Annotated in this window: 23 protein-coding genes; 14 read left to right on the top strand and 9 right to left on the bottom strand. The window is 42.2% G+C overall.

Translation table 11 applies throughout. The annotated features are described in order from the left end of the window. Positions 1-361 precede the first annotated feature (361 nt). From ACT8YW_RS04510 to ACT8YW_RS04470, 9 genes are all read left to right on the top strand, one after another. Complete coding sequence (locus tag ACT8YW_RS04510; RefSeq protein WP_004306317.1) at positions 362-541, top strand: hypothetical protein; 180 nt, start codon at positions 362-364, stop codon at positions 539-541. Positions 542-587: 46 nt separating this feature from the next. After that, entirely contained in the window at positions 588-1,922 is a 1,335-nt protein-coding gene (locus ACT8YW_RS04505) for a DEAD/DEAH box helicase (protein WP_444104144.1), read from the top strand. 186 nt (positions 1,923-2,108) lie between these two features. After that, a complete protein-coding gene (gene serC / locus ACT8YW_RS04500; protein WP_444104143.1) occupies positions 2,109-3,176 on the top strand; it encodes a 3-phosphoserine/phosphohydroxythreonine transaminase in 1,068 nt (355 codons plus the stop codon). Positions 3,177-3,274: 98 nt separating this feature from the next. Then, positions 3,275-4,195: an NAD(P)-dependent oxidoreductase gene (locus tag ACT8YW_RS04495; protein ID WP_444104142.1), complete on the top strand. Its 921-nt coding sequence runs from the start codon at positions 3,275-3,277 to the stop codon at positions 4,193-4,195. Positions 4,196-4,357: 162 nt separating this feature from the next. Beyond that, positions 4,358-5,605 (top strand): DUF1015 domain-containing protein, encoded by a 1,248-nt coding sequence (locus tag ACT8YW_RS04490; RefSeq protein WP_444104141.1) that lies wholly within the window; start codon positions 4,358-4,360, stop codon positions 5,603-5,605. A gap of 261 nt (positions 5,606-5,866) precedes the next feature. Next, positions 5,867-6,484, top strand: a complete 618-nt coding sequence (locus tag ACT8YW_RS04485; RefSeq protein ID WP_008643833.1) for an IMPACT family protein — start codon at positions 5,867-5,869, stop codon at positions 6,482-6,484. Positions 6,485-6,505: 21 nt separating this feature from the next. Next, entirely contained in the window at positions 6,506-7,309 is an 804-nt protein-coding gene (locus ACT8YW_RS04480) for a C39 family peptidase (protein WP_444104140.1), read from the top strand. An 82-nt stretch (positions 7,310-7,391) separates the two neighbouring features. Further along, complete coding sequence (locus tag ACT8YW_RS04475; RefSeq protein ID WP_444104139.1) at positions 7,392-8,477, top strand: HpaII family restriction endonuclease; 1,086 nt, start codon at positions 7,392-7,394, stop codon at positions 8,475-8,477. A gap of 192 nt (positions 8,478-8,669) precedes the next feature. Next, complete coding sequence (locus tag ACT8YW_RS04470; protein ID WP_008643824.1) at positions 8,670-9,239, top strand: nitroreductase family protein; 570 nt, start codon at positions 8,670-8,672, stop codon at positions 9,237-9,239. A gap of 214 nt (positions 9,240-9,453) precedes the next feature. On the opposite strand, the gene gcvP is transcribed toward ACT8YW_RS04470, so the two are convergent. From gcvP to ACT8YW_RS04440, 6 genes are all read right to left on the bottom strand, one after another. Continuing rightward, positions 9,454-12,303: an aminomethyl-transferring glycine dehydrogenase gene (gene gcvP, locus ACT8YW_RS04465; RefSeq protein WP_444104138.1), complete on the bottom strand. Its 2,850-nt coding sequence runs from the start codon at positions 12,301-12,303 to the stop codon at positions 9,454-9,456. 112 nt (positions 12,304-12,415) lie between these two features. Continuing rightward, positions 12,416-13,054, bottom strand: a complete 639-nt coding sequence (locus tag ACT8YW_RS04460) for an MBL fold metallo-hydrolase (protein ID WP_004311627.1) — start codon at positions 13,052-13,054, stop codon at positions 12,416-12,418. A 43-nt stretch (positions 13,055-13,097) separates the two neighbouring features. Continuing rightward, positions 13,098-13,718, bottom strand: a complete 621-nt coding sequence (rsmG, locus tag ACT8YW_RS04455; protein ID WP_444104137.1) for a 16S rRNA (guanine(527)-N(7))-methyltransferase RsmG — start codon at positions 13,716-13,718, stop codon at positions 13,098-13,100. A 113-nt stretch (positions 13,719-13,831) separates the two neighbouring features. After that, positions 13,832-14,683 (bottom strand): RsiV family protein, encoded by an 852-nt coding sequence (locus ACT8YW_RS04450; RefSeq protein ID WP_444104136.1) that lies wholly within the window; start codon positions 14,681-14,683, stop codon positions 13,832-13,834. Between the two features lie 144 nt (positions 14,684-14,827). Continuing rightward, positions 14,828-15,061, bottom strand: coding sequence for a YecH family metal-binding protein (locus ACT8YW_RS04445; RefSeq protein WP_004306297.1), 234 nt, complete (start codon positions 15,059-15,061; stop codon positions 14,828-14,830). Positions 15,062-15,134: 73 nt separating this feature from the next. After that, a complete protein-coding gene (locus ACT8YW_RS04440) occupies positions 15,135-16,220 on the bottom strand; it encodes a metallophosphoesterase (RefSeq protein WP_444104135.1) in 1,086 nt (361 codons plus the stop codon). Positions 16,221-16,505: 285 nt separating this feature from the next. On the opposite strand from ACT8YW_RS04440, the gene ACT8YW_RS04435 reads away from it, so the two are divergent. The 4 genes from ACT8YW_RS04435 to ACT8YW_RS04420 all read left to right on the top strand — a co-directional run bounded on the left by ACT8YW_RS04435 (position 16,506) and on the right by ACT8YW_RS04420 (position 21,955). Next, on the top strand, positions 16,506-16,904 hold the full coding sequence (locus tag ACT8YW_RS04435; RefSeq protein ID WP_122137561.1) for a hypothetical protein: 399 nt from the start codon (positions 16,506-16,508) through the stop codon (positions 16,902-16,904). A gap of 124 nt (positions 16,905-17,028) precedes the next feature. Beyond that, positions 17,029-19,251, top strand: coding sequence for a TonB-dependent receptor (locus ACT8YW_RS04430; protein WP_444104134.1), 2,223 nt, complete (start codon positions 17,029-17,031; stop codon positions 19,249-19,251). A 72-nt stretch (positions 19,252-19,323) separates the two neighbouring features. Next, positions 19,324-19,647: a heavy-metal-associated domain-containing protein gene (locus ACT8YW_RS04425; protein WP_444104133.1), complete on the top strand. Its 324-nt coding sequence runs from the start codon at positions 19,324-19,326 to the stop codon at positions 19,645-19,647. A gap of 97 nt (positions 19,648-19,744) precedes the next feature. Next, the gene (locus tag ACT8YW_RS04420; protein WP_444104132.1) at positions 19,745-21,955 is read left to right on the top strand and encodes a heavy metal translocating P-type ATPase; all 2,211 of its coding nucleotides are present in this window, start codon (positions 19,745-19,747) and stop codon (positions 21,953-21,955) included. 139 nt (positions 21,956-22,094) lie between these two features. On the opposite strand, the gene ACT8YW_RS04415 is transcribed toward ACT8YW_RS04420, so the two are convergent. Then, positions 22,095-22,934: a helix-turn-helix domain-containing protein gene (locus ACT8YW_RS04415; protein ID WP_074636520.1), complete on the bottom strand. Its 840-nt coding sequence runs from the start codon at positions 22,932-22,934 to the stop codon at positions 22,095-22,097. 66 nt (positions 22,935-23,000) lie between these two features. Here ACT8YW_RS04415 and lipB point away from each other — a divergent pair, with 66 nt between their 5' ends. Further along, positions 23,001-23,684, top strand: a complete 684-nt coding sequence (gene lipB, locus ACT8YW_RS04410) for a lipoyl(octanoyl) transferase LipB (protein WP_444104131.1) — start codon at positions 23,001-23,003, stop codon at positions 23,682-23,684. Here the strand turns inward: lipB and ACT8YW_RS04405 are convergent. Continuing rightward, a complete protein-coding gene (locus ACT8YW_RS04405) occupies positions 23,641-24,558 on the bottom strand; it encodes a PorV/PorQ family protein (protein ID WP_444104130.1) in 918 nt (305 codons plus the stop codon). The two genes, lipB and ACT8YW_RS04405, sit on opposite strands and share 44 nt — an antisense overlap. A 2-nt stretch (positions 24,559-24,560) precedes the next feature. Then, positions 24,561-26,117, bottom strand: a complete 1,557-nt coding sequence (locus tag ACT8YW_RS04400; protein ID WP_444104129.1) for an N-acetylmuramoyl-L-alanine amidase-like domain-containing protein — start codon at positions 26,115-26,117, stop codon at positions 24,561-24,563. Positions 26,118-26,121 lie beyond the last annotated feature (4 nt).

Genomic DNA, 26,121 nt, shown 5'->3' with positions numbered 1-26,121 from the left:
CTCCTGAAGATATTGAATACTATATGTGTGGTCCTGGTCCGATGTCGAAAGCTGTTGAGAAGATGCTCGACGATCTTGGCGTTCCGGCACAGAACTTGATGTTCGATAACTTCGGAGGATAATTCGCGGAAGAGAACAACTGGTCGGTAAGATGACCGGAAAGAATATATAACACAGGGCGGGAAATCTGAAAAGCAGTAGTGCTTCTTGGATTTCCCGCTTCTTTTTGGCATTATCTCATAATGTCTTTCCGTTATGGTTTGTATCTATTTTATGTCTGTTTTAAAGATAGTTCTCCTTTTTTATCCGTACTTATCTATTATATTCGTATATTTGGCTACACATTAAAGTACAATAGGTTATGGAATATCATCGTATATCTTTTATTCACAATGATACAGAGTATTCATTTGTCAAAGCTATGAGTTCAAGTTTAACGGGATATGCCTTGGTGACAGCTTGTAGGGCAGAAGTAACCATTTACATGAAAGAGAATAATCTGAAAGGTTATTATATATTGACCGGCATGGCTAAAGTTTGATTGTATTTTTGTCTCCGTACCCTTTCCTTTTTGTATCTTTGCCTCCATGTTAGAGAAAAATGAAATTATACAGTCGGCTCTCCGCAATTTGAAGATTGAAGAGCTGAATCCGATGCAGGAAGCATCACTTGAACAAGCTACCGGAAGAAAAGACGTTATACTGTTGTCACCGACAGGATCGGGCAAGACATTGGCCTATCTGTTACCTTTGCTCCTTACCCTAAAACGAAGTGATGACAGCGTGCAGGTGTTGATTCTGGTTCCTTCACGTGAGTTGGCATTGCAAATAGACTCTGTGTTCAAAGCGATGGGAACTTCCTGGAAAACTTGTTGTTGCTATGGTGGACATCCTATCGCTGAAGAAAAGAAGAGTATAGTGGGTAATCACCCTGCTATCATCATCGGTACTCCGGGACGTATCACCGACCATCTGTCGAAAGGGAATTTCAATCCCGAAACCATCGAGACTTTAATTATTGATGAGTTTGACAAATCTTTGGAGTTTGGTTTCCATGATGAAATGGCAGAGATTATCACGCAGCTTCCGGGATTAAAAAAACGTATATTACTTTCGGCCACCGATGCTGAAGAGATTCCAGAATTTACAGGATTGAACCGCACGGTGAAGTTGGACTTTCTTTCGGACGCTTCTGAAGAACAGGAGTCCCGTTTGAAACTAATGAAGGTACTTTCTCCTTCCAAAGATAAGATTGATACTTTATATAATCTGCTTTGTACATTGGGAAGCAGTTCGAGCATCGTATTCTGTAATCATCGGGATGCAGTGGATCGTGTGCATCAGTTATTGGCGGATAAAAAACTGTCTGCGGAACGTTTTCATGGTGGTATGGAACAGCCGGACCGCGAACGTGCGCTCTACAAATTCCGTAACGGCAGTTGTCATGTGTTGATTTCTACCGATTTGGCTGCCCGTGGACTGGATATTCCGGAGGTGGGACATATTGTTCATTATCATTTGCCGGTGAATGAAGAAGCTTTTACGCACCGCAATGGACGAACAGCACGTTGGGATGCTACCGGAACGTCCTATCTGATTTTGCATGCTGAAGAGAAACTTCCTCCGTATATTCCGGAAGATATGGAAACAGTTGTGTTACCTGAAAATCCTCCTCGTCCTCCGAAATCGGTTTGGGCTACCATTTATATAGGTAAAGGAAAAAAGGAGAAACTTAGCCGGATGGATATTGCCGGATTCTTATATAAAAAAGGAAATCTGACCCGCGAAGATGTCGGGGCGATTGACGTCAAAGAACATTATGCTTTTGTTGCCGTTCGCCGGGCTAAGGTGAAGCAACTCTTGAATCTGATTCAGGGGGAGAAAATCAAAGGAATGAAGACTATTATAGAAGAAGCGAAGTAGGAGAAGTTGACATCTATGGATAACAAAATGGTGTATATATCCTGTATAAACCAATAAAAAGAAAGGAAAATCTGCTTTAAAACAGTATTTTTATAAGGAAAGATTTGTGCGATGGGAATAAATTCGTAAATTCGCAAGGTCAAAAGACAAAAGTAACGAAATTGTTAAACCAAAAACAAACTTCAAATGAAAAAGCATAATTTCAATGCAGGACCTTCCATTCTTCCGCGTGAGGTGATAGAGGATACAGCGAAGGCTATTTTAGATTTCAACGGCTCTGGTCTCTCTTTGATGGAAATCAGCCACCGCGCCAAAGACTTCCAACCTGTGGTTGACGAAGCAGAGGCATTATTCAAGGAATTACTCAATATCCCCGAAGACTATTCGGTACTGTTCCTGGGTGGAGGTGCTAGTATGGAGTTCTGCATGGTTCCTTATAACTTCCTCGAAAAAAAAGCTGCTTACCTAAACACCGGTGTATGGGCAAAGAAAGCTATGAAAGAAGCTAAAGGGTTTGGTGAAGTTGTAGAAGTTGCTTCCTCTGCTGAAGCTACATATACTTATATCCCCAAAGATTATACAATCCCGACAGACGCAGATTATTTCCACATCACGACTAACAACACAATTTACGGTACAGAATTGAAGAAAGACCTCGATTCTCCGGTTCCGATGGTTGCCGATATGTCTTCTGATATTTTCTCACGTCCGATCGACGTTTCTAAATATATCTGTATTTATGGTGGCGCGCAAAAGAATCTGGCTCCTGCAGGTGTTACATTCGTTATCGTTAAGAATGACGCATTGGGCAAGGTTTCCCGTTACATTCCAACGATGTTGAATTATCAGACTCATGTTGACAGTGGTTCTATGTTTAACACTCCTCCTGTTGTGCCTATTTATGCAGCACTGCAGACTCTTCGTTGGATTAAAGCACAAGGCGGTGTGAAAGAAATGGAACGTCGTGCCATTGAAAAAGCTGATATGTTGTATGCTGAAATCGACCGTAACAAGATGTTCGTGGGTACTGCTGCTAAAGAAGACCGTTCACGCATGAATATCTGTTTCGTGATGGCTCCCGAATACAAAGACTTCGAAGCTGACTTCTTGAAGTTTGCTACTGAAAGAGGGATGGTAGGTATCAAGGGACACCGTTCTGTAGGTGGTTTCCGTGCATCTTGCTATAATGCTCTGCCGAAAGAAAGCGTACAGGCTTTGATTGACTGTATGCAGGAATTTGAAAAACTTCATTAATAATATTTTCACCACAGATTACACAGACGGACGCAGATTTTTTAATTCTGTGGGAATCTGAGTAATCTGTGGTGAGTCTTTATAAACAGAATTAGATTATGAAAATACTTGTAGCTACTGATAAACCGTTTGCTAAAGTTGCAGTAGACGGTATCCGTAAAGAAATAGAAGCAGCCGGATACGAGTTTGCTTTACTTGAGAAATATACAGAAAAAGCCCAGTTGCTGGATGCAGTGAAAGATGCTAATGCCATCATTATCCGTAGTGATATTGTTGATGCAGAGGTGCTTGATGCTGCTAAAGATTTGAAAATCGTAGTTCGCGCCGGTGCAGGATACGATAATGTGGACCTGGCTGCTGCCACAGCTCACAATGTATGCGTGATGAACACTCCGGGACAGAATTCTAATGCTGTTGCCGAACTTGCTTTGGGTATGATGGTATATGCTGTCCGTAACTTCTATAACGGAACTTCCGGTACAGAATTGATGGGCAAGAAATTGGGTATTCATGCTTATGGAAACGTAGGCCGCAATGTAGCTCGTGTTGCCAAAGGTTTCGGAATGGAAGTGTATGCTTATGATGCATTCTGCCCGAAAGAAGTAATCGAAAAAGATGGTGTGAAAGCACTTGATTCTGCAGAAGAATTGTACAAGACTTGCCAGGTGGTATCTCTTCATATTCCGGCAACTGCCGAAACAAAGAACTCTATCAATTATGCTCTGTTGAAAGATATGCCGAAAGGTGCTATGTTGGTAAACACTGCCCGTAAGGAAGTGATTAACGAAGCAGAACTAATCAAACTGATGGAAGAGCGTGCAGACTTCAAATATATCACAGATATTATGCCTGCTGCTAACGCAGAGTTTGCAGAAAAGTTTGCCGGACGTTATTTCTCAACTCCTAAGAAGATGGGTGCTCAAACTGCCGAAGCAAATATCAATGCCGGTATTGCTGCTGCTCAACAAATTGTGGGCTTCTTGAAAGATGGTTGCGAGAAATTTAGAGTAAACAAGTAAGATTCTGAATAAGTCTGCCGGATTTTTCAGGATAACTATGGTAGTATCTGAATAAAAACAATCCGTTGCAGAATGTCTTTTTTAGAAATAAGTAGTATATTTGAGCCACAGATTTTCAAGAAGTCTGTGGCTTTAATTTTTTACATATAAAATACTAATATCATGGCAATAATCAAACCTTTCAAGGGCATTCGTCCTCCGCAAAACCTCGTAGAACAGGTCGCTTCACGTCCTTATGATGTACTGAACTCTGAAGAAGCCCGCGCAGAAGCGGAAGGTAACGAAAAGTCTCTTTATCATATTATTAAACCGGAAATAGATTTCCCTGTTGGTACGGATGAACACGACGAACAGGTGTATGCTAAAGCTGCCGAGAATTTCCAACTGTTTCAGGACAAAGGCTGGCTGGTGCAGGATAATAAGGAAAATTATTATATCTATGCCCAGACGATGAACGGGAAAACGCAATACGGATTGGTAGTCGGTGCTTATGTTCCCGATTATATGAATGGTATTATCAAAAAGCATGAGCTTACCCGTCGTGACAAGGAAGAGGATCGTATGAAACATGTACGTGTGAACAACGCGAACATTGAGCCTGTTTTCTTTGCTTATCCTGATAATGAGAAGCTGGATGTTATTATAAAGAAATATACAGCAAACAAGCCGGTTTATGACTTTATCGCTCCGGGTGATGGCTTTGGACATACTTTCTGGATTGTCGACCAGGATGCAGATATTGCGACCATTACTGCCGAATTTGCTAAAATGCCAGCTCTTTATATTGCTGACGGGCATCACCGTTCTGCCGCTGCTGCACTGGTGGGAGCAGAGAAAGCAAGATTGAACCCAAATCATCACGGTGATGAAGAATATAATTACTTTATGGCTGTTTGCTTCCCGGCAAATCAGTTGACTATCATTGACTACAACCGTGTAGTGAAAGATCTTAATGGCTTGACTCCCGAGCAATTCCTGGCTGCACTTGATAAAAACTTTGTAGTAGAAGAAAAAGGCGCGAACATCTATAAACCGTCTGGCTTGCATAATTTTTCACTCTATTTGGGTGGTAAATGGTATAGCTTGACTGCTAAGGCCGGTACGTATAATGATAACGACCCTATTGGCGTGCTTGATGTTACAATCTCTTCTAACTTGATTTTGGATGAAGTTTTAGGTATAAAGGATTTGCGTTCGGACAAGCGTATTGATTTTGTGGGCGGCATCCGTGGATTGGGAGAACTCAAGAAGCGTGTGGATAGCGGTGAAATGAAAGTGGCTCTGGCTCTTTATCCCGTATCTATGAAACAATTGATGGATATTGCAGATACAGGTAATATCATGCCACCGAAGACAACTTGGTTTGAACCTAAACTTCGTTCGGGGTTGGTAATTCATAAATTGGATTAGGAAATTTTATCGGATGATGCAAAAAAGACGTTGCTGATGTAAGTTATATCAATAAATGTAACACCCGATTAAGATAAAAAAATAGTGACGGTATCCTTGTGGTATACCGTCACTATTTTTATTGGATAGCGTCACTATCTTGTAGATGAAAATCTGCCAACAAAGATTTTTATATTCCCAGCTACATCTCATTGGTAAGTGGAACATTAATATTTCCAAACGATAGATTGACTTTTCTTATTAAAGCCGTATCTTTGCAGCATGACTGCTGAAGATACTTATAAAACCATCATTGAACCTTCCGAAGGTATTTATACGGAAAAACGAAGCAAGTTCATTGCTATAGCCCTTCCTGTGCGTACTCTCGATGAGATAAAAATACATCTTGAAACGTATCAGAAAAAGTATTATGACGCACGACACGTATGTTATGCCTATATGTTGGGAGCTGCACGAAAGGATTTCCGTGCCAATGACAATGGAGAACCTTCCGGAACAGCGGGAAAACCCATTCTCGGACAGATAAATTCAAATGAACTGACGGATATCCTGATTATAGTAGTCCGTTATTTTGGAGGAATCAAGTTAGGGACAAGCGGATTGATCGTGGCTTACAAGGCTGCCGCTGCTGAAGCTATTGCTGCCGCTACCATTATAGAAAAGACAGTAGATGAAGACGTGACGGTAATGTTTGAATATCCTTTCATGAATGACGTGATGCGCATTGTGAAAGAGGAGGAGCCGGAAATTCTCAATCAGTCGTATGACATGGATTGTAGTATGACATTACGTATTCGTCGTTCAATGATGCCTAAATTGCGTGCTCGTTTGGAAAAGGTGGAGACAGCGCGGATTCTTGATGATGAGAATGTATTGTAAGTAAGATATTTAAAATATTGCATGAGAAATAAATATCATATAATTTTCAATTTGTTTTTAAGCTTCTTTGCTTTAATAAGTGTTCAGACGCAAGTACAAGCACAGGAGACTCAAAAGCTCGCTCCTAATAATATCCCTGTTCCGTGGTATTCGCAGAAAATCACGGGATGTCCTTACTCGCATTGTTCTCTGGCTTCTTCGTTAATGGTCTTTGACTACTTTAAAGGCATGACGACCGATACACAACGTACAGTCCAGGATGCAGAAAAGAAACTGATAGAATATCAACGCAACTACTTTCTGAAAAAACGTGCCCCTTTCCGTCGTCGTACATCGATAGGACAGGGAGGATATTATTCTTTTGAAATTGATTCTTTGACACGTTATTATGAAAATATGATAAGTGCCGAACATTTCCAGCAGAAAGATTACCGGGTATTGAAAGATTATATTGATCGTGGTATACCTGTGCTTGTGAATGTGAGATATACAGGAGCAGTTCGTGGTTTGCGTCCCGGGCCAAGAGGGCACTGGATGGTGCTTCGTGGTATTGACGATAAGCATGTGTGGGTAAATGACCCCGGACGTTCGCCGGAGATGCGGAGTAAAGGAGAAAATATCTGCTATCCAATAAAGAAACAGCCGGGCAATCCTTCCTATTTTGATGGTTGCTGGACGGGACGATTTATCATAGTCACTCCTAAAGAATGGATTCGAAACTCCCTGTTTGCACAAGTAGGCAAGCTTCCTCCTTTGGAGGAGGTAACTCATATAGTACCTCCTGTTGCGTTGCCTGCAACCTTACCGCAGGTTATTAATCAGTAAGCAATTCATTGTGAAGATAGAAATATTCTTAGTAAAATTAGGATAAAAAGAACATTAGTAAAATAAAGAAGAACAAAGATATATGGCATTCGAAGCAACCAAAAAAGAATGGTGCGAACTCTATTCTTTCTTTCGTCTCCTGACAGACGGAAAAGTAGTGCTAGGCACAGCAGACGCAAAGGCGGGAGAAACATCTTGGCCTATTGCAATGATTCAACGGGAAGAACATGATGGAACACGTCAATATTATATTGAGGAAGATACGATTCGTATAGAAGCAGAGAGCGGAACTAAATCCATGCCTCGCGAAGACTTTGGTATTGTAGCTGATTTGATATTACGGGCTGTGAAATCTTCTTCGGAAGATGACGTAACCTCTCCGGAAGGAGTAGAAGAGTTTTTAGATGAAGCAGCCATTTTCGATTTGGAAGCAAAAACAGAAGATCGTACTGATTTCTCCATTGCATTTTGGCATTCGGAAGCTCCGTTGAGAGGTTTTAATGTTCGTTCACGTTTGGGTGTAATGAATCCGTTACTGGACGGAGGACGTGCTGCAAATCTAAAACTGGAACAGAGTGGAGTCAAATTTGCCACTCCCACAGTGAATAAAATCAATGCTTTGCCTGAATCTCCCAATGAGGTTGCCGAGCGAATGATGATGATTGAACGATTGGGCGGTGTACTTAAATATTCTGATGTAGCCGACCGGGTATTCCGTAGCAATCTTCTAATGATTGACCTGCATTTTCCACGTGTTTTGACAGAAATGGTTCGTATTATGCATTTGGATGGTATCTCTCGTATTAGTGAGCTGACGGAAGTTATCAAACAAATGAATCCGTTAAAGATTAAAGATGAACTGATAAACAAGCACAAGTTTTATGAGTTTAAGATGAAGCAGTTCTTGATGGCATTAGCTTTAGGTATGCGTCCTGCAAAGATTTATAATGGATTGGATTCGGCTGTGGAAGGTATTCTGTTAGTGGGCGGAAGTGGAGAGGTGCTCTGTTATCATAAATCAGAAAAGCAAGTAATGGAAGACTTTTTGTTTCAAAATACCCGTTTGGAAAAAGGATCTTTGGAGAAGGATAAATACGGATTTTTGGAGAGAGAGAATGGAGTCTATTATTTCAAACTGAATGCAAAGATTGGGCTAGTTAAAAGGTAAATGATAAATTAGAGTTCACCACAGAGGACACGGACACAGAGTTTTTCTCTCTTTTTCGTAAGTAAAACAGAGCGATAAATACGATTATAAATACGTGAGACTCTGTGTTACTTTAATAAGATTAAACCTCTGTGTCCTCCGTGTCCTCTGTGGTGAAATTTTGATTCGATATATATAAAAAACTTGTTATCCATGAAAACGAATGAAGTTTTAGAGAACATTAAAGCACGTCGTAGTGTACGGGCTTATACTAGTCAGCAAGTTTCAGAAGAAGATTTGCAGGCTATTCTGGAAGCTGCAACTTATGCACCCAGTGGAATGCATTTGGAAACATGGCACTTTACTGCTATTCAAAATGTAGATAAATTGACAGAGCTGAATGAGCGCATTAAAGGAGCTTTTGCAAAAAGTGACGATTCCCGTTTGCAAGAGCGTGGGCATAGCAAGACCTATTGTTGTTATTATCATGCTCCGACTTTGGTGATTGTATCCAATGAACCTACACAATGGTGGGCTGGAATGGATTGCGCCTGTGCAATAGAAAATATGTTTCTGGCTGCCCATTCTTTAGGAATCGGCTCTTGCTGGATCAACCAGTTGGGCACAACGTGTGATGATCCTGAAGTTCGTGAATATATTACCTCTTTAGGTGTTCCTGCCAATCATAAGGTCTATGGTTGCGTAGCTTTGGGGTATGCTGATTCGAAGATTCCAATGAAAGAGAAAAAGGTGAAGGCTGATACGGTAACGATTGTCAAGTAGAAAAAAATATTCAGAATTGTAGGTGGATTTACATTCCATATCACGAAATATGAGCCTTGGGGATAATTGATGCATCCCCAGGGCTTTTGTTTATTCAGTCCTGGGCTGATAAAAATAATCCCGGGGCTTACATTCATTGAGCCCCGGGATTATTTCTTATTGAGATGCTTCTAAAAATCTTTTCTAATGAATTGATTTCTACAATAAATCACCTTTATTCAAAAGTGCCATAACGAGTTGGTAGTAACTTACGGTCGCCCAATGTATTATCTACACGAGCTACATTGATCCAGAATTTGTTATCACGTACACTTTCTATCGGATAAGCCGCTTTCTCTCGTGTGTACGAATGTTCCCAGCGATCACTAACAATCTCGTATTCCGGATGCGGAGCATTAATCAACACATTATCATCCTTATCAGCTTCGCCATTCTTCACTTCCTGAATCTCCTTCCAGATATTCAGCATGACATCTACGAAATTGTCCAGTTCTGCCAAACTCTCGCTTTCTGTCGGTTCAATCATCAAGGTACCGTGAACAGGGAAGGAGAGGGTAGGAGCATGATAACCATAGTCCATCAAACGTTTGGCAATATCATTTTCCGAGATACCTGCTTCTTCATGTACTTTCCGGCACTCCAGAATCATTTCGTGTCCTACGAAACCATTGGCTCCCCGATAGACAACTCCATACGTATCTTTCAGACAAGTAGCCAGATAATTAGCATTCAGGATGGCGATCTTAGTAGCCTGCGTCAATCCCTCTGCACCCATCATGCGGATATATCCATACGTGATAGGCAAAATACCTGCACTACCGAATGGAGCAGCTGATACTTGATTCTGCGAATTGCCGAAGATTCCATGTCCGGGAAGGAAAGGAACCAGATGTTCGGCCACGCAGATAGGACCTACTCCCGGACCTCCGCCACCATGAGGGGAAGCGAATGTTTTATGAAGATTCAAGTGGCAGACATCCGCACCGATGAATCCCGGATTGGTCAATCCCACTTGGGCATTCATATTGGCTCCATCCATATATACTTGTGCGCCACAGGCATGAATGATGTCGCAAATTTCCTTTATTTCTGTTTCGAAGATACCATGTGTAGAAGGATAAGTAATCATCAGCGCTGCCAATTCATCCCTATTTTCTTCAGCCTTGGCACGCAGGTCATCCATTTCTACATTTCCTTGTTCGTCACAGGCACAGGTGACGGTCACAAATCCGGCCTGTATAGCTGACGCAGGATTTGTTCCGTGAGCCGAAGCTGGAATCAGGACTTTGTTCCGATGTCCCTGACCGATACTTTCGAGATAAGCACGGATTACACGAAGTCCTGCATATTCTCCCGCAGCACCTGAATTGGGTTGCAGGCTCACCCCTGCAAATCCGGTGATAACTTTCAGATCTTCACTTAGATTCTTAATTAATTCCCGATATCCCTCTGCCTGATCTTCCGGAACCAGCGGGTGCATACCCATAAATTCGGGACGACTTAAAGGCAACATTTCCGCAGCTGCATTCAGCTTCATGGTGCATGAACCGAGAGAAATCATCGATTGTGCAAGAGAAATATCTTTGCGATCCAAACGTTTGATATAACGCATCATCTCTGTTTCCGTGTGATATTTGCTGAATACTTCGTGCGTCAGGAAAGGAGTTGTCCGTTTCAAAGCCTTGTCGATATTGCTTTTTTCCGGGATATCGTCTACCTTCTGATAGTCTTTTCCGGCAGCGATGGCAAAGATAGAGAGCAATACATTGGCAGCTGCCACATCTGTTGTTTCATCAATACTGAAACCGACATCACCATTTTCATAATAACGCAGATTTACTTCTTTACTAAGCGCTATGGTACGGATTTGTTGTGCCGAAACGTGTTCGGGCAACTCAAAACGTAAGGTATCAAAATATTGAACGTTGACTTGTGTGTATCCACATTTCTTCAGTTGCTTTTCAAGAAATACAGTGATACTGTGGATGCGCGACGCAATTGTAGTGATACCCTCCTGACCGTGATAAACAGCGTAAAAGCCTGCCATGGTAGCTAATAATGCTTGTGCGGTACAAATGTTTGAAGTTGCTTTTTCCCGCTTGATATGCTGTTCACGTGTCTGTAAAGCCATTCGGTAGCAGAGTTTGCCATATTTGTCTTTAGACCATCCGATAATTCGTCCCGGCATATTCCGTTTGTATTCGTCTTTGGTAGCAAAGAAAGCAGCCGACGGACCGCCATAGAACATTGGAGTACCCAGGCGTTGTGTAGTTCCGAATACAATATCTGCTCCCCATTCTCCCGGAGGAGTTAGCAGGGCAAGACTTAAAATATCAGCTGCAACAGCTACTTTGCAGTCTGCGGCATGTGCTTTTTCGGTAAATTCAGAATAGTCCTCTACGTTTCCATGTGAGTTCGGATATTGCAGAATACAGGCAAACACTTCCGGTGAAGGTTCAAAATCTTTATATTTACCTACATGTAGTTCGATGCCTTGAGGTACGGCACGTGTAGTCATGACAGCTAATGTCTGCGGAAAAATATTTTCGTCTACGAAGACTACGTTCGCATTGGCTTTCTGTTGCGCGCGGGAGCGTAAGGCATACATCATGCTTACGGCTTCGGCGGCGGCAGTTGCTTCGTCCAGAAGTGAGCAGTTGGCGAGTGGCATGGCAGTAAGATCACATACGGCTGTCTGGAAATTCATCAATGCTTCCAGACGTCCTTGCGATACCTCTGTCTGGTACGGAGTGTAAGAAGTATACCATACTGGGTTTTCGAATACATTCCGCTGGATAACGGCGGGAGTGATCGTGTTGTACCATCCCAAACCGATATATGTGGTATATAGTTTGTTTTTAGCTGCCAGTTCAGCGATGTGTTTTCCAAATTCGTATTCCGTCAGTGGACTAGTCAATGCAAGCAGCTCTTTCAGCCGTATATTGGCGGGAATTGTCTGATTAATCAGTTCGTCCAGTGAGTTCACGCCAATTTTGCGGAGCATTATGGCTGTATCTTGTTCATTGATGCCGATGTGACGGCTAGCTAACAAATCGGTTTTCATAATAATCAAGTATTAAATTAAGTATTAAGTATCAAGTATTAAGTATTACTGCGGTTAATGGGCGGTTCGCCTTGTTAATACCTAATACTTGATACTTAATACTTATTTTTTATTATCTAAAAAATGGGTTTTCAGCTTTCTCCATTCCGATAGTCGTGGGAGCTCCATGTCCCGGATAAACGACTGTTTCGTTGGGAAGAACAAATAAACGGCTGCAAATATGTTCTATCAGTTCATCGAAGTTGCCTCCTGTGAGATCAGCGCGGCCGATACTACCTTGGAACAGGACGTCACCAGAGAACATGCAGTTGTCTTCTTTGCAATAGTACACCAAGCTGCCGGGTGAATGTCCGGGTACGTGTATTGCTTCCAGTTTGGTATGTCCGAAAGTGATGATATCTCCGTCATGCAGGTATTTGCCCAGTGGTACAGGTTCTTCCTGCAGCTGAAAACCAAACATTCTGCTTTGTTTCGGTGCTTCGTCAATCCAGTACTCGTCTGCTTTGTTTGCTTCTGCTGATAATCCGAATTCTTTCAGCATGAACGGATTTCCGAAGATATGATCCAGGTGTAAATGAGTATTCAGCAGATGCTTTACATTCAGTTCATTGGTAAGAATGAACTTTTTCAGTGCCTGCTTTTCTTCTTCATAGAAACAGCCCGGATCAATTACGACTGCTTCTTTAGTGTCATCCCATAATACGTAGCAATTTACGGGAAACATATTAAATTCAAATCTTTTTATTTTCATGGTTTCTCTATGATTTATCATCTATCAGAACATATAGTCTTGTTTAAATCGGGACATATACCACTTTTTTTGTTTTAAAGAACTCTTCCTCGAAGTTGTCGCTCAAGCTATGAATGACCGTTTTATGTTTGAACGGCATTGTTTCATGCTCCAGTTCACCGCCTTTGAGACAGATAAGTCCGTTGGGCAATGCATTCTGTGGTTTCGAAGAGATATTCTTTTTAATAATTTTAATCAAATCCGCCAAAGGCATTACGGCACGGCTGACAACAAAGTCGAACGTTCGTTTCTCCTCTTCTGCACGGGCATGGCGGAAGGTCACATTTTTCAGTCCGATGGCATTTGCCACTTCGGTTGCTACACGTACTTTCTTGCCGATACTGTCTACGAGGTGGAATTTTACCTCGGGAAACAGGATTGCTAAAGGAATGCCGGGAAAACCTCCTCCTGTACCCAAGTCCATGATGCTGGTTCCGGGGCGGAATTGGATGACTTTGGCAATGCCTAATGAATGGAGCACATGATGCTCATATAAATTCTCAATGTCCTTGCGGGAGATAACGTTGATTTTTGAATTCCAGTCAGTGTAGAGGTCGTATAGAGCTGCAAATTGTTTGCGCTGCTCTTCCGTCAGATCAGGAAAATATTTCAGTATGATTTCCACTGTTTGAATTTTGAATTATAAGTTTTGAATGATAGATGTGGATGAATATCCTATTCTGTCACATGGAAGTGATAACAACAGGATATTCATTGGTGTTCAGCTTTTTATGATTTTTAATTTTTTAGCTCTCCCAGAATCGGGTTACTGCCTAATAGATGTTCCATTATAGCAAATGGGATTGTTACCTTTACAGGTCCCATAGAATAAGGAGTGATATCATATACATTATAATAGAAGGTGACTCCTTCTTTGCTTAGGTAGAAATTCTCTGTCGGAGTGATGTCACCGGTTGAAGCATATCCCATGTCTTCCAATGCTTCGTGAGTGGTCACTTTGTTATCTGCCATGAGCTGATTCCAGATCAGGTCGGTCAATGCATCTTTGTAGTCTCCGACAAAAATATCATCGAGACGGAGCGGACGCATCAGGGTGAGGTCCATATTTAAATAAGTTGCCATGTAAATTCCATGTGCACCTCCGGTATATTCGTTATAGTCGATGCGATATACAAGTAGGTCTTTATCATACAGTTGCACATGGCTTTCTATACCTTTATAATAAGAATACCAGGCACCGATGGAAGATTCGTCTTCCTTGTCTTTCTCATCCTCGGTATACATAGGTTCGAGATCGCGACGGTATTCGCTGATATAATTCTCGGTATATTGCTTTACAACTTCTTCCGGTTTTTCGCCGATATATTTATCTCCGAAACAAGCCGAAATGAAATAAGTATTCAGACTGTCTTTCAGCATATCATCCGATGATTTTACCGGATAAGCAAAATTAATAATAATATTGCAGGCCGGTTTGGCTGTATCATTGAAGAGGTGAGCTGTCTTATTCACTTGAATGCTATCAAACTGTAACGCACCTGTGTTTTTGTTCATCTTGTCATGACAAGAAAACAAAAAGCCGCTTACCGAAAGTATAATTGCAAGCAGACTGACATATTGTTTTTTCATACCCGTTTTTTCTGTAAATTCAACATTTGTTTTATCATTCACTATTGACAAATATAGATGAAATTCGTGAACCGGGCTAATAAAAACAGAAAAAAATGCAGCTATTTATTCCCTATAATGGGATTGGCGGATATTATCCGCCAATCAATGCTTGCAAACTTTAGTGATATCTACTGTGAATCCATCTTCAGCAGGCATAAATTTCCCTTTCATTTTCAGGAATTCGATAAGGGTATCTACATCCATGTTTTCTGCCGAGCAAGCATAAAAACGTTGCTGTGAGCCAAACTTCTTAATGATTGCTTCCCGCAATGATGATTCCGAGTAGCTATTTCCTTCCATCATGTGGAGGACTTCATGAGCATGTAATTGTTCCATAATCTTTTTTTCTGCAAAGATAGGGCAGAGATTTCTTAGAAACTGTAACATATGTGACAAAACTGCATAATATTCATTGAAAGTTGAAAACAACCATTTCGCTATGCGTTCCTATTCTGAAAGGCGGCCCCCAAAGAGACAATCCGGAAGACACGTACACGTGGCTGTTTCCCCATTGACGGTAACCGTGACTTTGCTCGAATATATAATCGGTCACCCAGTTGATAGGCCATATTTGTCCGTGATGTGTGTGTCCGCTGAATTGCAGGTCAATGCCGGCCGCTTCCGTTTCTTCCAGGCTAAAGGGCTGGTGATCCAGCAAGATGATAGGTTTGCTTTGATCAACGTTCACCATCATCTCTTGCAGGGAACGACGTTTACGGTTGTGGCGGTCATCGCGTCCTACCAGTTGTATGCCGTTAGGGAGTGTCACTACTGAATCGCGCAAAAGTTGTATCTGAGTATTCTTTATATACCGGATACTTTCATCGATTCCACTAATGTATTCGTGATTACCAAGAACCATGTAGATCCCCATCGGAGCTTTTAACTCGGCCAGTTCTTCCGCCATATTCTCTGTATAAAGAGGTACGACACTGTTATCAATCAAATCGCCGCTAATCAGTATCAAGTCGGGATGCTGTGCATTTATCATTTTTACATACTCCTTCAGTGAAGCTTTCCCTGTACCGTTTCCCAGATGAACATCGCTTATCGCGACGATTTTAACTGCGTGGGGAGTACCTTCGTACTGCTTATTAGTTAAAATACTGACAATATTCGTTTCCGGATGATAATAGTTGTACACCCCATATCCCAGCAATCCCAATGTGAACACAAAAGACAGATAAAACCGATATTTGCAGAGCACCTTGAATAATCTCAAGATATCAAACAACAGCAGGAATAATGCCATGTATAGAGTAAATATCAGCCAACTTGTTCCAATGATGTACATTGAATGGGAGATAAAAACAGGCATTTCCAGGTTACGGGCTAGCATCGTGCCGAAGAAAGATAGGGCACATGTCCAAAATAAAACGGTTAAGAGTATTTTTACTCCAAGCGGTTTTACTTTCAGAGCCTGTGTCGCTCTGATAAATATGTAGGTATTCCCTGCCAGATAAAAAGTAATAATGAGGAGTAGATATGTAAGCATAATGTTTACTTAAAAAATATGGTGAATTTATTCGGGGCAAAGATAGGTTTTATTGTTGAGCAAAAAGAGTTAATAGTGCTGATATGACCCTAAAATTAGCCAAATATGAATAGGAAATATGTCTGCAACGAATTGGTATTCAATCCACTGGTGATGGAATATGGGGCTGTTGAGGAAAGAACCGGTAAGAAATGCACGTAAATCTACCATTTTGAATGATGATTAAATCTTAATTACGAAAAATTATAGGAAAATCTGTTTTTATTCTTATCTTTGTCCTCTGAAATGAAAAGACTAACCTACATAACAGCACTTATCCTTTCTCTCCTGATTATCTATTCAGGAGGTGGAGTCTCTCTTGTGCGTTATTGCTGTGCCCGTTGTGAAGCGGTGCAGAGCTGTTGTGATACAGGCTGTCCGAAGTGTAAAAAGACTCATACTTGTGATTCAAAAAAAGGTTGTAAAGATAAGGGTTGTACAGCTACTATCTATAAGCTCGATTTGATGAAACATACTACTGAACTGACAACATCAGCTTTAGTAGTCGATCTTTTGTGTGAGCATTTTTGCTATCTGTTGACTCCGACCTATGCGGATAAACCGGTAGAATATGATAGTCTGACCTCTCCGCCACCTCTCTGTTCGAGGCAGAAGCTGGCGCTATATTCCACTTATATTATTTAGCCACTATTTCTTTCTTATTTATTCCTTTGCTTTCTATCGAATATGGAAGTAAAGCGAAACTGAATGCAACTAAGTTGCATGAGAAATGAATTAATTTTGTATCTCGAAAGTAACTTTAGAAAGAATGAAATATATGATAATAGGACTGTTCCTGTTATTTGCCGGTAATCTATATGCGCAAGTACGGGGAACAGTGAAAGATAGTACTGGGGAGGCTATTCCGGGTGCAAATGTGTTCTGGATGAATACAGGACAAGGAGTGACAACTAAGGAAGATGGTAGTTTTTCTATTGTAAAACCTTCCAAAAGCCACATGTTAATAATCAGTTTTATTGGTTTTCAGAATGATACCATTCATGTGAGCAGTAAAAATCAGCAGTTGGATATTGTGCTTCGTGATGGAGTGGAATTGAATGAGGTGAATATTGTCACTCGCAAACTGGGGACGATGAAATTACGCAGTAGCGTGATGAACGAAGATATGATAAGCAGTGCTGAATTGAGTAGAGCTGCTTGTTGTAATCTGGGTGAAAGTTTTGTGACCAATCCTTCGGTAGATGTGAGCTATTCTGATGCAGCAACAGGGGCCAAGCAGATTAAATTGTTGGGACTGTCCGGCACTTATGTGCAGATGTTGACGGAAAACATTCCGAATTATCGTGGGGCAGCTTCTCCTTATGGACTAGGTTATGTTCCCGGTCCGTGGATGCAGAGTATACAAGTTTCCAAAGGAACGTCTTCAGTAAAGAATGGTTATGAAGCCATCACCGGACAGATTAACGTGGAATTTAAGAAGCCGCAGTTGCCGGAAGCCGACTGGGTATCTGCCAATCTTTTTGCAAGCACTACCAACCGGTATGAAGCCAATGCAGATGCTACATTAAAAATTTCCAAACGATGGAGCACTTCTTTGCTGGCACATTATGAGAATGAGACTAAAGCGCATGATGGCAATGATGACGGATTTGTGGATATTCCTCAAGTAGAACAGTATAATGTGTGGAACCGATGGGCATATATGGGCGACCATTATGTTTTTCAGGCAGGTATCAAAGCTCTTTCCGAAACACGTACCAGCGGACAGGTCAATCATGGAGGGGCAATACACTCCGGTGATTTATATAAAGTGGGGATTGATACAGAACGTTATGAATTCTTCACCAAGAACGCTTACATATTTAATAAGGAGAAGAATACGAATCTGGCTTTGATTCTTTCCACCACTTTGCACAATCAGGATGCTACGTATGGACGCAAACTGTATAATGTGGATCAAACCAACGTTTATGCTTCGCTGATGTTTGAAACGGAATTTAATCCGCAGAACAGCTTTTCTGCAGGATTAAGCTTTAATTATGATGCTTACGACCAGCATTATCGTTTGGAGAATAATACGGATAATCCTCTCAAAGCCTTTGAAAAGGAAGCTGTTCCCGGTGCATACGTGCAATATACGTTGAACCTGAATGATAAATGGATGGTGATGGCGGGTTTGCGTGGAGACTACAGTAACGAACATGGTTTCTTTGTGACTCCGCGTGCACATCTTAAATACAATCCGAATGATTATGTGAACTTCCGTCTTTCTGCCGGAAAAGGGTATCGTACCAATCATGTGCTGGCAGAAAACAATTATCTGCTTTCCAGTAGTCGTAAGGTAGAAATAGCTAAGAATTTGGATATGGAAGAAGCATGGAATTACGGTGCCAGTGTATCTACTTATATTCCTATATTCGGCAAAACGCTGAATGTAAATGCGGAATACTATTACACAGATTTCTTGAAACAAGTAATAGTGGATATGGATAGCAACCCTCATGAAGTGGCTTTCTATAATTTGAATGGACGTTCTTACTCGCATGTATTCCAGGTGGAAGCAAGTTATCCTTTTTTCAAAGGATTCACCTTGACAGGAGCTTACCGACTCACGGATGCAAAAACGACTTACAAGGGGGTGCGAATGGAGAAACCTCTAACCAGCAAATACAAAGGCTTGCTCACTGCTTCTTACCAGACTCCGCTGGGGATTTGGCAGTTTGATGCAACACTGCAACTGAATGGTGGAGGTAGGATGCCTACTCCTTATGAATTGGGAGATGGACAGTTGTCCTGGGAACGTCGTTATGGTAGTTTTGAGCAGTTGAGCTTACAGGTGACACGTTACTTCCGCCGCTGGTCTATCTATGTAGGAGGAGAGAACCTGACCAATTTCAAACAAAAGAATCCGATTATCGATGCGGCAAATCCTTGGGGAAACAACTTTGATTCCACTATGATATGGGGACCGGTACACGGGGCAAAAGGATATATCGGAATACGTTTTAATTTAGCTAGGAATAGTGAGTAAAAACTAGGAATAGTGAGTTGCGAAACGATCGCATAGAAAATAAAGAATACTAATTTTAAACTGATAGGAAAAATGAAAACAAAAAGATGGATGGCCACTTGCGTGGTGGCTCTTTTGAGTGTAGCAGCTGTATTGGCAAAAGATATTCGTGTAGTCGTATTCAAAGTGTCCCAGATGCATTGTGAGAAATGCGAAAAGAAAGTAAAGGACAATATGCGTTTTGAAAAGGGATTGAAGGATATTGCGACCGAAGTAAAAACTAAAATGGTGACTATCACGTATGATGCTGAAAAAACGAATGTAAAGAACTTGCAAGCAGGATTTAACAAGTTCAATTATGAAGCTGAATTTGTAAAAGAAACAAAGAAAGACGATCAGAAGAATGATAAGAAGTAATTGAACAAATACCTGTATTAGCTTGTTTCTATAAACAAACAATGGTTCTTCCCCGACTCCTTTCCGGGAGGAAGGGAAGACCGTAAATAATAATTATATGGGTAACACAATAAAAAAGGCATTTCCTGTACTTAATATGCATTGTGCAGGATGTGCCAATAATGTAGAAAAAACAGTGAAAAAATTGCCGGGAGTCATTGAGGCTTCCGTTAATTTTGCTACCAATACATTGACCGTTTCTTATGAGAAAGACCAGCTGACTCCCGGGGAAATCCGTGCGGCTGTGCTTGCGGCAGGTTATGATCTGATTGTGGAAGAAGCCCACAAGGAGGAACGCCGGGAAGAGGAGCAGCATAAGCGTTACACTCGTTTGAAGTGGAAGGTGATTGGGGCTTGGATTTTGGTAGTACCGTTATTGGTATTTTCCATGATACTGATGCATGTACCCTACTCTAATGAGATTCAAATGGTACTTGCTATCCCTGTCATGGTCTTTTTCGGAGGTGGTTTCTTTACCGGAGCTTGGAAACAGGCTAAACTGGGACGGAGCAATATGGATACACTGGTTGCACTTAGTACTTCCATTGCTTTTCTGTTCAGTCTGTTCAATACTTTCTTCCCCGAATTTTGGTATGCTCGTGGATTGGAACCGCACGTCTATTATGAGGCTTCTGCGGTGATTATCGCTTTCGTTCTTACCGGAAAATTGATGGAGGAGCGTGCTAAAGGAAATACCTCGACTGCTATTCGCAAGTTGATGGGAATGCAGCCTAAAGTTGCCCGGGTTCTGCGCAATGGAGTGGAAGAGGAGATTTTGATCGAGAACCTCCAGATAGGTGATATGGTTGTTGTACGCCCGGGAGAACAGATACCTGTGGACGGTCAGCTTTCCGAAGGCGATTCGTATGTTGACGAAAGTATGATTAGTGGTGAACCGGTTCCGGTAGAAAAGAAGAAAGGCGATAAAGTCTTGGCAGGAACGATCAACCAGCGTGGCTCGTTTATCATACATGCCACACAGGTAGGTAGTGAAACGGTGCTTGCCCGCATCATTTCCATGGTGCAGGAAGCGCAGGGTAGCAAAGCTCCCGTGCAACGTATCGTCGATCGTATTACTGGAATTTTTGTACCTGTCGTATTGGGCATTGCTATCCTGACATTTGTTTTATGGGTTGCTATCGGTGGTAGTGAATATATCTCTTATGGTATCCTGTCAGCTGTTTCTGTCCTTGTCATTGCTTGTCCGTGTGCTTTGGGACTTGCTACGCCTACTGCATTGATGGTGGGAATAGGCAAAGCTGCCAGCCAGCATATTCTGATTAAAGACGCGGTAGCTTTGGAACAAATGCGTAAAGTGAATGTCGTTGTACTGGATAAAACCGGAACATTGACTGAAGGACACCCTACTGCCACCGGATGGTTATGGGCACAATCGCAGGAACCTCATTTCAAAGATGTGCTTTTAGCTGCGGAAATGAAATCGGAGCATCCGCTTGCCGGTGCTATCGTTTCTGCACTTCAGGATGAGGAGAAGATAAAACCTGCTGCATTGGACAGCTTCGAAAGTATTACGGGAAAAGGAATCAAAGTCTCTTATGAGGGACATACCTACTGGGTAGGTAGTCATAAACTCCTAAAAGATTTCAGTGCGACAGTAAATGATGTGATGGCTGAAATGCTGGTTCGCTATGAATCGGATGGCAATGGTATTATCTACTTTGGATGCGAAAACGAGTTATTGGCTATCATTGCTGTTTCTGACCCGATAAAAGCTACTTCAGCCGAAGCGGTAAAAGAACTGAAACGTCAAGGTATTGATATCTGTATGTTGACGGGTGACGGGCAGCGGACGGCATTAGCTGTTTCTTCCCGTTTAGGAATCGAACGTTTTGTCGCTGACGCTCTGCCGGACGATAAAGCCGAATTTGTGCGTGAGCTTCAAATGCAGGGAAAGAAAGTCGCTATGGTAGGAGATGGTATCAATGATTCGCAGGCTCTGGCACTGGCTGACGTCAGCATCGCCATGGGGAAAGGAACTGATATTGCTATGGACGTAGCTATGGTAACTTTGATGACATCGGATTTATTGCTGCTTCCTAAAGCTTTTCAGCTGTCAAAGCAGACAGTCAAACTGATTCATCAGAATCTTTTCTGGGCGTTTATTTATAATCTGATCGGCATTCCTATTGCTGCCGGTATCTTGTTCCCATTGAACGGTTTGTTATTGAATCCGATGTTGGCAAGTGCTGCAATGGCCTTCTCCAGTGTGAGTGTAGTGCTCAATTCATTGAGCTTGGGAAGAAAATGAGTAAGCGACTGTAAAAAGAAAACAAACTGTAAGTAAATAATAAACGGTGAATACTTTGCGGATCATGCGCAATTTATTCACCGTTCATTTTTTTGCAATTCGTTGTTATAATTTTATCCTCTATCGTTCTTCGTAAGAATTATCTGTTTCTGAATTCCAATGGTGTCATTCCTACGTACCGCCTAAAATACTTGCCAAAGAATGAGGCACTGGGGAAGTTTAGAGAATAAGCAATTTCTTGGATAGTCATATTAGTGCCTTTCAGTTTCGCTTTGGCATCCATGATTACAATATAAGCAATGGTATCCAATACACTTTTACCTGTCACTTGTCTCACAGTTGTGCTTAGATGTTGAAGAGATATTCCGAGTTTATCGGCGTAGAATTGTGCACGACGTTCATTCTTATAATTCTCGGTGATGGCTTGAATCAATTCCCGGCAGATTTCCTTTTTGCGGTTCGAACTGCTGTTCTCACCCGGAAATTTATGATATATCAGTCGTATGCTTGTCAGGATAGTCTGAAGGGATAACTCAACCAATTCGGAATCCATTTCGAAATTCTCATTGCAACTGGCCCGTGATAATAGAGCAAAATAGTCTTTCAGATAACTAGCTACTTCTTCATTAAGAGGAACCACCGGCTGCTCTATTAGTTTGGGATATGCATTACCAATATTCTTCATCAGATTGATTCGTCCGGCACAATGGGCAGAGAAGCCGGCAAAACAAAGACATACTTTTTCTGTTCTCTCCCGAAACTGGATGATTGTTCCCGGTAACAATGTTATCAGGTCATTAGGACGAATTTCATAATCAAGCAGATTGATGGAGGCTTTCATCGAACCTTCGGTGCAGATGGCAACAATACATGCCTGCAACCGACACGATTGCTTATAAATATTGAGAATGTCTTCCGTAACATTCGTCCATGCTAATACTTCGGTAGGCAAGTCTACCTGTGGAAAGTCCATTTTCATAGTTGTGTTTGTTATATTAGGCCAACAAATGTACACATTTTCTTTTTATTTCTTACCTTTGTTTTTATGAAAACAGTTTTTATTGATTGGAATTTAGTCCCATATGCCGAAGCATGGCAACGGCAGACAGAATGGTTTGATGATATTGTCCGGGCAAAAGTTCAGGGCGGGAGTTATGAAAATCGTGTTGTGATGTGCGAGCATCCCCATGTTTATACATTAGGGCGTAGCGGGAAAGAAAATAATATGCTGTTGAGTGATGAACAGCTGAAAGCGATTGACGCTACTCTTTATCATATTGATCGGGGAGGGGATATTACTTATCATGGTCCCGGGCAACTGGTATGCTATCCGATACTGAATCTTGAAGAATTTCAGTTAGGATTGAAAGAGTACGTTCATCTGTTGGAAGAAGCGGTGATTCGCGTATGTGCTTCTTATGGCATTGAAGCCGGACGTTTAGAGAAAGCGACAGGAGTGTGGCTGGAGGGTGATACGCCCCGTGCGCGTAAGATTTGTGCTATCGGAGTGAGGAGCAGTCACTTTGTCACTATGCACGGACTGGCTTTGAATGTGAATACGGATTTACGTTATTTCAGCTATATCCACCCTTGTGGGTTTATAGATAAAGGCGTCACTTCTCTTCGTCAGGAATTAAAGCATGATGTGCCGATGGACGAAGTGAAGCAACGCCTCGAAGAGGAGCTTAGAAAACTATTCCAACTCCCAGTTGCCAGGTGCGGCGCATAAAGCAATCTTTATCAGCCAAGGCGTATGAGAAGTCTGCACGTATCGGCCAGAAGTTTATTCCGCAGCCTAGAGTGCCGTAGTTGCCCACTCCTTTATCTTTGTCTCCGAAATGATATCCCGCACGGACAACACCATATTTCAGGAAATTATATTCGGCTCCTACGCCAGCCTGGAGATGACGTATTTCAGAGGGGAGCAGATAGTTGAAGTCGAGAGCCACCTGCAAACGGTTTTCTATGCTGAATGGCAGGTCGATTGTACCTCCCAATCCTAATCTGGCGGGTAACTTTTGTCCGTCCAGCTTTTTACCTAAGTTGGCAGCTTGGAAACCAATGCTCCAGGAAGCCATTTCGTCCAATAGAGCCATATTGCGATAGTAGGTCGCGCCGAAGTCCAGACAAACGCTATTCTTGCTGTCTGCGCTTTCCGCGGCTTTGGCTTGCAGGTATCTGAACGTTAATGAAAGAGACAGATTTTTGGCTACATTTCTGAAATAAGCAGCTTCTAAGTCCCATGCGTGAGGACGGTAATCGAGCACCTTGGGATCTTTGAAATGCCGGAAACCTACAGCAAATCCATGTATGCCTTCCCTTCCGATCCGGTAGAAAAGAGAGGCGCTATGTAGCGCATAATCTTGGTTGATCTTAGCGTATGAATAACTCGCACCCATCACTTCTTGTGAGAAAGCGATGGTAGAAGCATTATGAAAAATAGCTGTACTACCGTTGTCGGTGGTAGCTAATCCTGTACCTGCCATACCTGCCGATTGGGCGTCCGGAGTAAGTTCCAGAAAATAGGCGCTTGCCATTTCTTGTGCTCCCAGCAAAGTGGGGAATAAGCACGAGGCGAGAAGGAAATGTTTTACTCGTTTCATAATCAGTTATTTTTAGAGTGAGACATCCGGACAACACGTATACCTGTCCACGATTTATTGTTGTTTAGCATGTGATTGAGAGGTTCGTCGCTGACAACTACTTTTCCCAATGTAGAAGAAGCGTGCAGCAGGTGCAGTTTTCCCTCTTTATATTCTGCTATTCCCACATGAGCAATGTCCAGTCCGGGCATCTTCGTTGTAATAGCAATAATGTCTCCATTCATGATCCAGGGCAATCCGGCTTCCGGCAGTTCGCTTTTCGGCAACCAATGTACGACTTTTCCGGAGATTGCTTTTTCATATTCAGCCATTTGTCGTACATTTTCCGGCGAATCAGCCAATTTTTTATATTGCTTGGGATGGGTAGACATATACGAAAGAGAGATTTTCTGGGTATGTGCACTGTTTTTGGCAGTAATGTCGGTGAGGAATCCGTGGCGAATTCCGTTCTCAATCCATTCGGAAGTATAATGCAACCGGGAAGGATATTTGTTGATGATGCCGTCCCGATAACGTATTTTTTGCAGATTGTCGGCAAAGGAAGAACCGAGTGCCTGTGCCAACGTGTATTCTACGAAAGTGAGGCAATCTACGGCATCAGTCCGAATCACTAATGATTCTTCTCCGTCTTGATCTAATGTGTTAGCCACGTATTTAGTTCCCAGGTAAGATTTTCCGATTCGTAACATGGGTTCGGGGTTTTCCGGGAATACAACGCCGTCGCGCAACCATTTCTCCAACTCCTGTGTCCATTGTTGCTTATATTTAAAATGGTCCTGAAATCCCCAGCCATGTCCTCCGGTAGGATAAACATGGAGAGTTGCCGGAACCTTATTTTTTTGTAAAGCGAGGTAATAGTTCACTCCGTGATAAGGTGCTACGGAAGGATCGTCGGAGGTAAGAGCGATGAATGCTTGTGGAGTATCGGGCGTTATTTGCAATTCGGCAGAAAACTTCTGTATTTGTTCCATTGTTGGATTTTTGCCGAGCAATGCAGCTCTTGTATTTCCACGGGTGACTTGCATCATCGTAACCACCGGATAAAGTAATATCTGAAAGTCCGGACGTGTTTCCGAATTATAATGAGTGGCGAGTGTAGCAGTTAAATGCCCTCCCGCAGAGGCTCCCATTAATCCTACCTTGTAAGGATTGACACTCCATTCTTTGGCATGTTGACGTACCATGCGAATGGCTTGTTCGGCGTCAGATACGGGGACTTCCCAATGTCCGTTCGGCATCCGGTATTTTAATACCATATAGGTAATACCTTGTCTGCAGAACCAGGGGGCCATATCATATCCCTCTCCATCCATACCCAGTCCACGATACCCTCCTCCGGGACACATGATAATAGCCATTCCATTCGGCTTTTCCGGATGGTAGACCGTCAGGGTGGGATGCGTGACATTCGTGACAAAATGAGGACGCGTTTCCTGCTCTTTTCCGGTTAGTCCGCTGGAGTTGGGAGCACCGTCGGGCCACAAAGGTATCTCGACGGGCTGCTGCGCAAATGATATGGCAGTTACAAGCGATACTATAATGGATAATAGTCTCCTCATAATT

It is taken from the genome of Bacteroides sp. (genome assembly GCF_052357945.1).
Lineage (GTDB): Bacteria > Bacteroidota > Bacteroidia > Bacteroidales > Bacteroidaceae > Bacteroides.
This window is presented reverse-complemented; position numbering and strand designations above follow the sequence as displayed.

Excerpts from the sequence above, each read along its gene's own strand:
- ACT8YW_RS04450 (WP_444104136.1), bottom strand. The coding sequence starts at position 14,683 with ATGAAAAAACAATATGTCAGTCTGCTTGCAATTATACTTTCGGTAAGC.
- ACT8YW_RS04445 (WP_004306297.1), bottom strand. The coding sequence starts at position 15,061 with ATGGAACAATTACATGCTCATGAAGTCCTCCACATGATGGAAGGAAAT.
- ACT8YW_RS04440 (WP_444104135.1), bottom strand. The coding sequence starts at position 16,220 with ATGCTTACATATCTACTCCTCATTATTACTTTTTATCTGGCAGGGAAT.
- ACT8YW_RS04475 (WP_444104139.1), top strand. The coding sequence starts at position 7,392 with ATGGCATTCGAAGCAACCAAAAAAGAATGGTGCGAACTCTATTCTTTC.
- ACT8YW_RS04490 (WP_444104141.1), top strand. The coding sequence starts at position 4,358 with ATGGCAATAATCAAACCTTTCAAGGGCATTCGTCCTCCGCAAAACCTC.
- ACT8YW_RS04400 (WP_444104129.1), bottom strand. The coding sequence starts at position 26,117 with ATGAGGAGACTATTATCCATTATAGTATCGCTTGTAACTGCCATATCA.
- ACT8YW_RS04435 (WP_122137561.1), top strand. The coding sequence starts at position 16,506 with ATGAAAAGACTAACCTACATAACAGCACTTATCCTTTCTCTCCTGATT.
- ACT8YW_RS04415 (WP_074636520.1), bottom strand. The coding sequence starts at position 22,934 with ATGAAAATGGACTTTCCACAGGTAGACTTGCCTACCGAAGTATTAGCA.
- lipB (WP_444104131.1), top strand. The coding sequence starts at position 23,001 with ATGAAAACAGTTTTTATTGATTGGAATTTAGTCCCATATGCCGAAGCA.
- ACT8YW_RS04420 (WP_444104132.1), top strand. The coding sequence starts at position 19,745 with ATGGGTAACACAATAAAAAAGGCATTTCCTGTACTTAATATGCATTGT.
- ACT8YW_RS04510 (WP_004306317.1), top strand. The coding sequence starts at position 362 with ATGGAATATCATCGTATATCTTTTATTCACAATGATACAGAGTATTCA.
- ACT8YW_RS04405 (WP_444104130.1), bottom strand. The coding sequence starts at position 24,558 with ATGAAACGAGTAAAACATTTCCTTCTCGCCTCGTGCTTATTCCCCACT.
- ACT8YW_RS04480 (WP_444104140.1), top strand. The coding sequence starts at position 6,506 with ATGAGAAATAAATATCATATAATTTTCAATTTGTTTTTAAGCTTCTTT.
- ACT8YW_RS04460 (WP_004311627.1), bottom strand. The coding sequence starts at position 13,054 with ATGAAAATAAAAAGATTTGAATTTAATATGTTTCCCGTAAATTGCTAC.
- ACT8YW_RS04430 (WP_444104134.1), top strand. The coding sequence starts at position 17,029 with ATGAAATATATGATAATAGGACTGTTCCTGTTATTTGCCGGTAATCTA.
- ACT8YW_RS04505 (WP_444104144.1), top strand. The coding sequence starts at position 588 with ATGTTAGAGAAAAATGAAATTATACAGTCGGCTCTCCGCAATTTGAAG.
- ACT8YW_RS04470 (WP_008643824.1), top strand. The coding sequence starts at position 8,670 with ATGAAAACGAATGAAGTTTTAGAGAACATTAAAGCACGTCGTAGTGTA.
- serC (WP_444104143.1), top strand. The coding sequence starts at position 2,109 with ATGAAAAAGCATAATTTCAATGCAGGACCTTCCATTCTTCCGCGTGAG.
- ACT8YW_RS04485 (WP_008643833.1), top strand. The coding sequence starts at position 5,867 with ATGACTGCTGAAGATACTTATAAAACCATCATTGAACCTTCCGAAGGT.
- gcvP (WP_444104138.1), bottom strand. The coding sequence starts at position 12,303 with ATGAAAACCGATTTGTTAGCTAGCCGTCACATCGGCATCAATGAACAA.
- ACT8YW_RS04495 (WP_444104142.1), top strand. The coding sequence starts at position 3,275 with ATGAAAATACTTGTAGCTACTGATAAACCGTTTGCTAAAGTTGCAGTA.
- ACT8YW_RS04425 (WP_444104133.1), top strand. The coding sequence starts at position 19,324 with ATGAAAACAAAAAGATGGATGGCCACTTGCGTGGTGGCTCTTTTGAGT.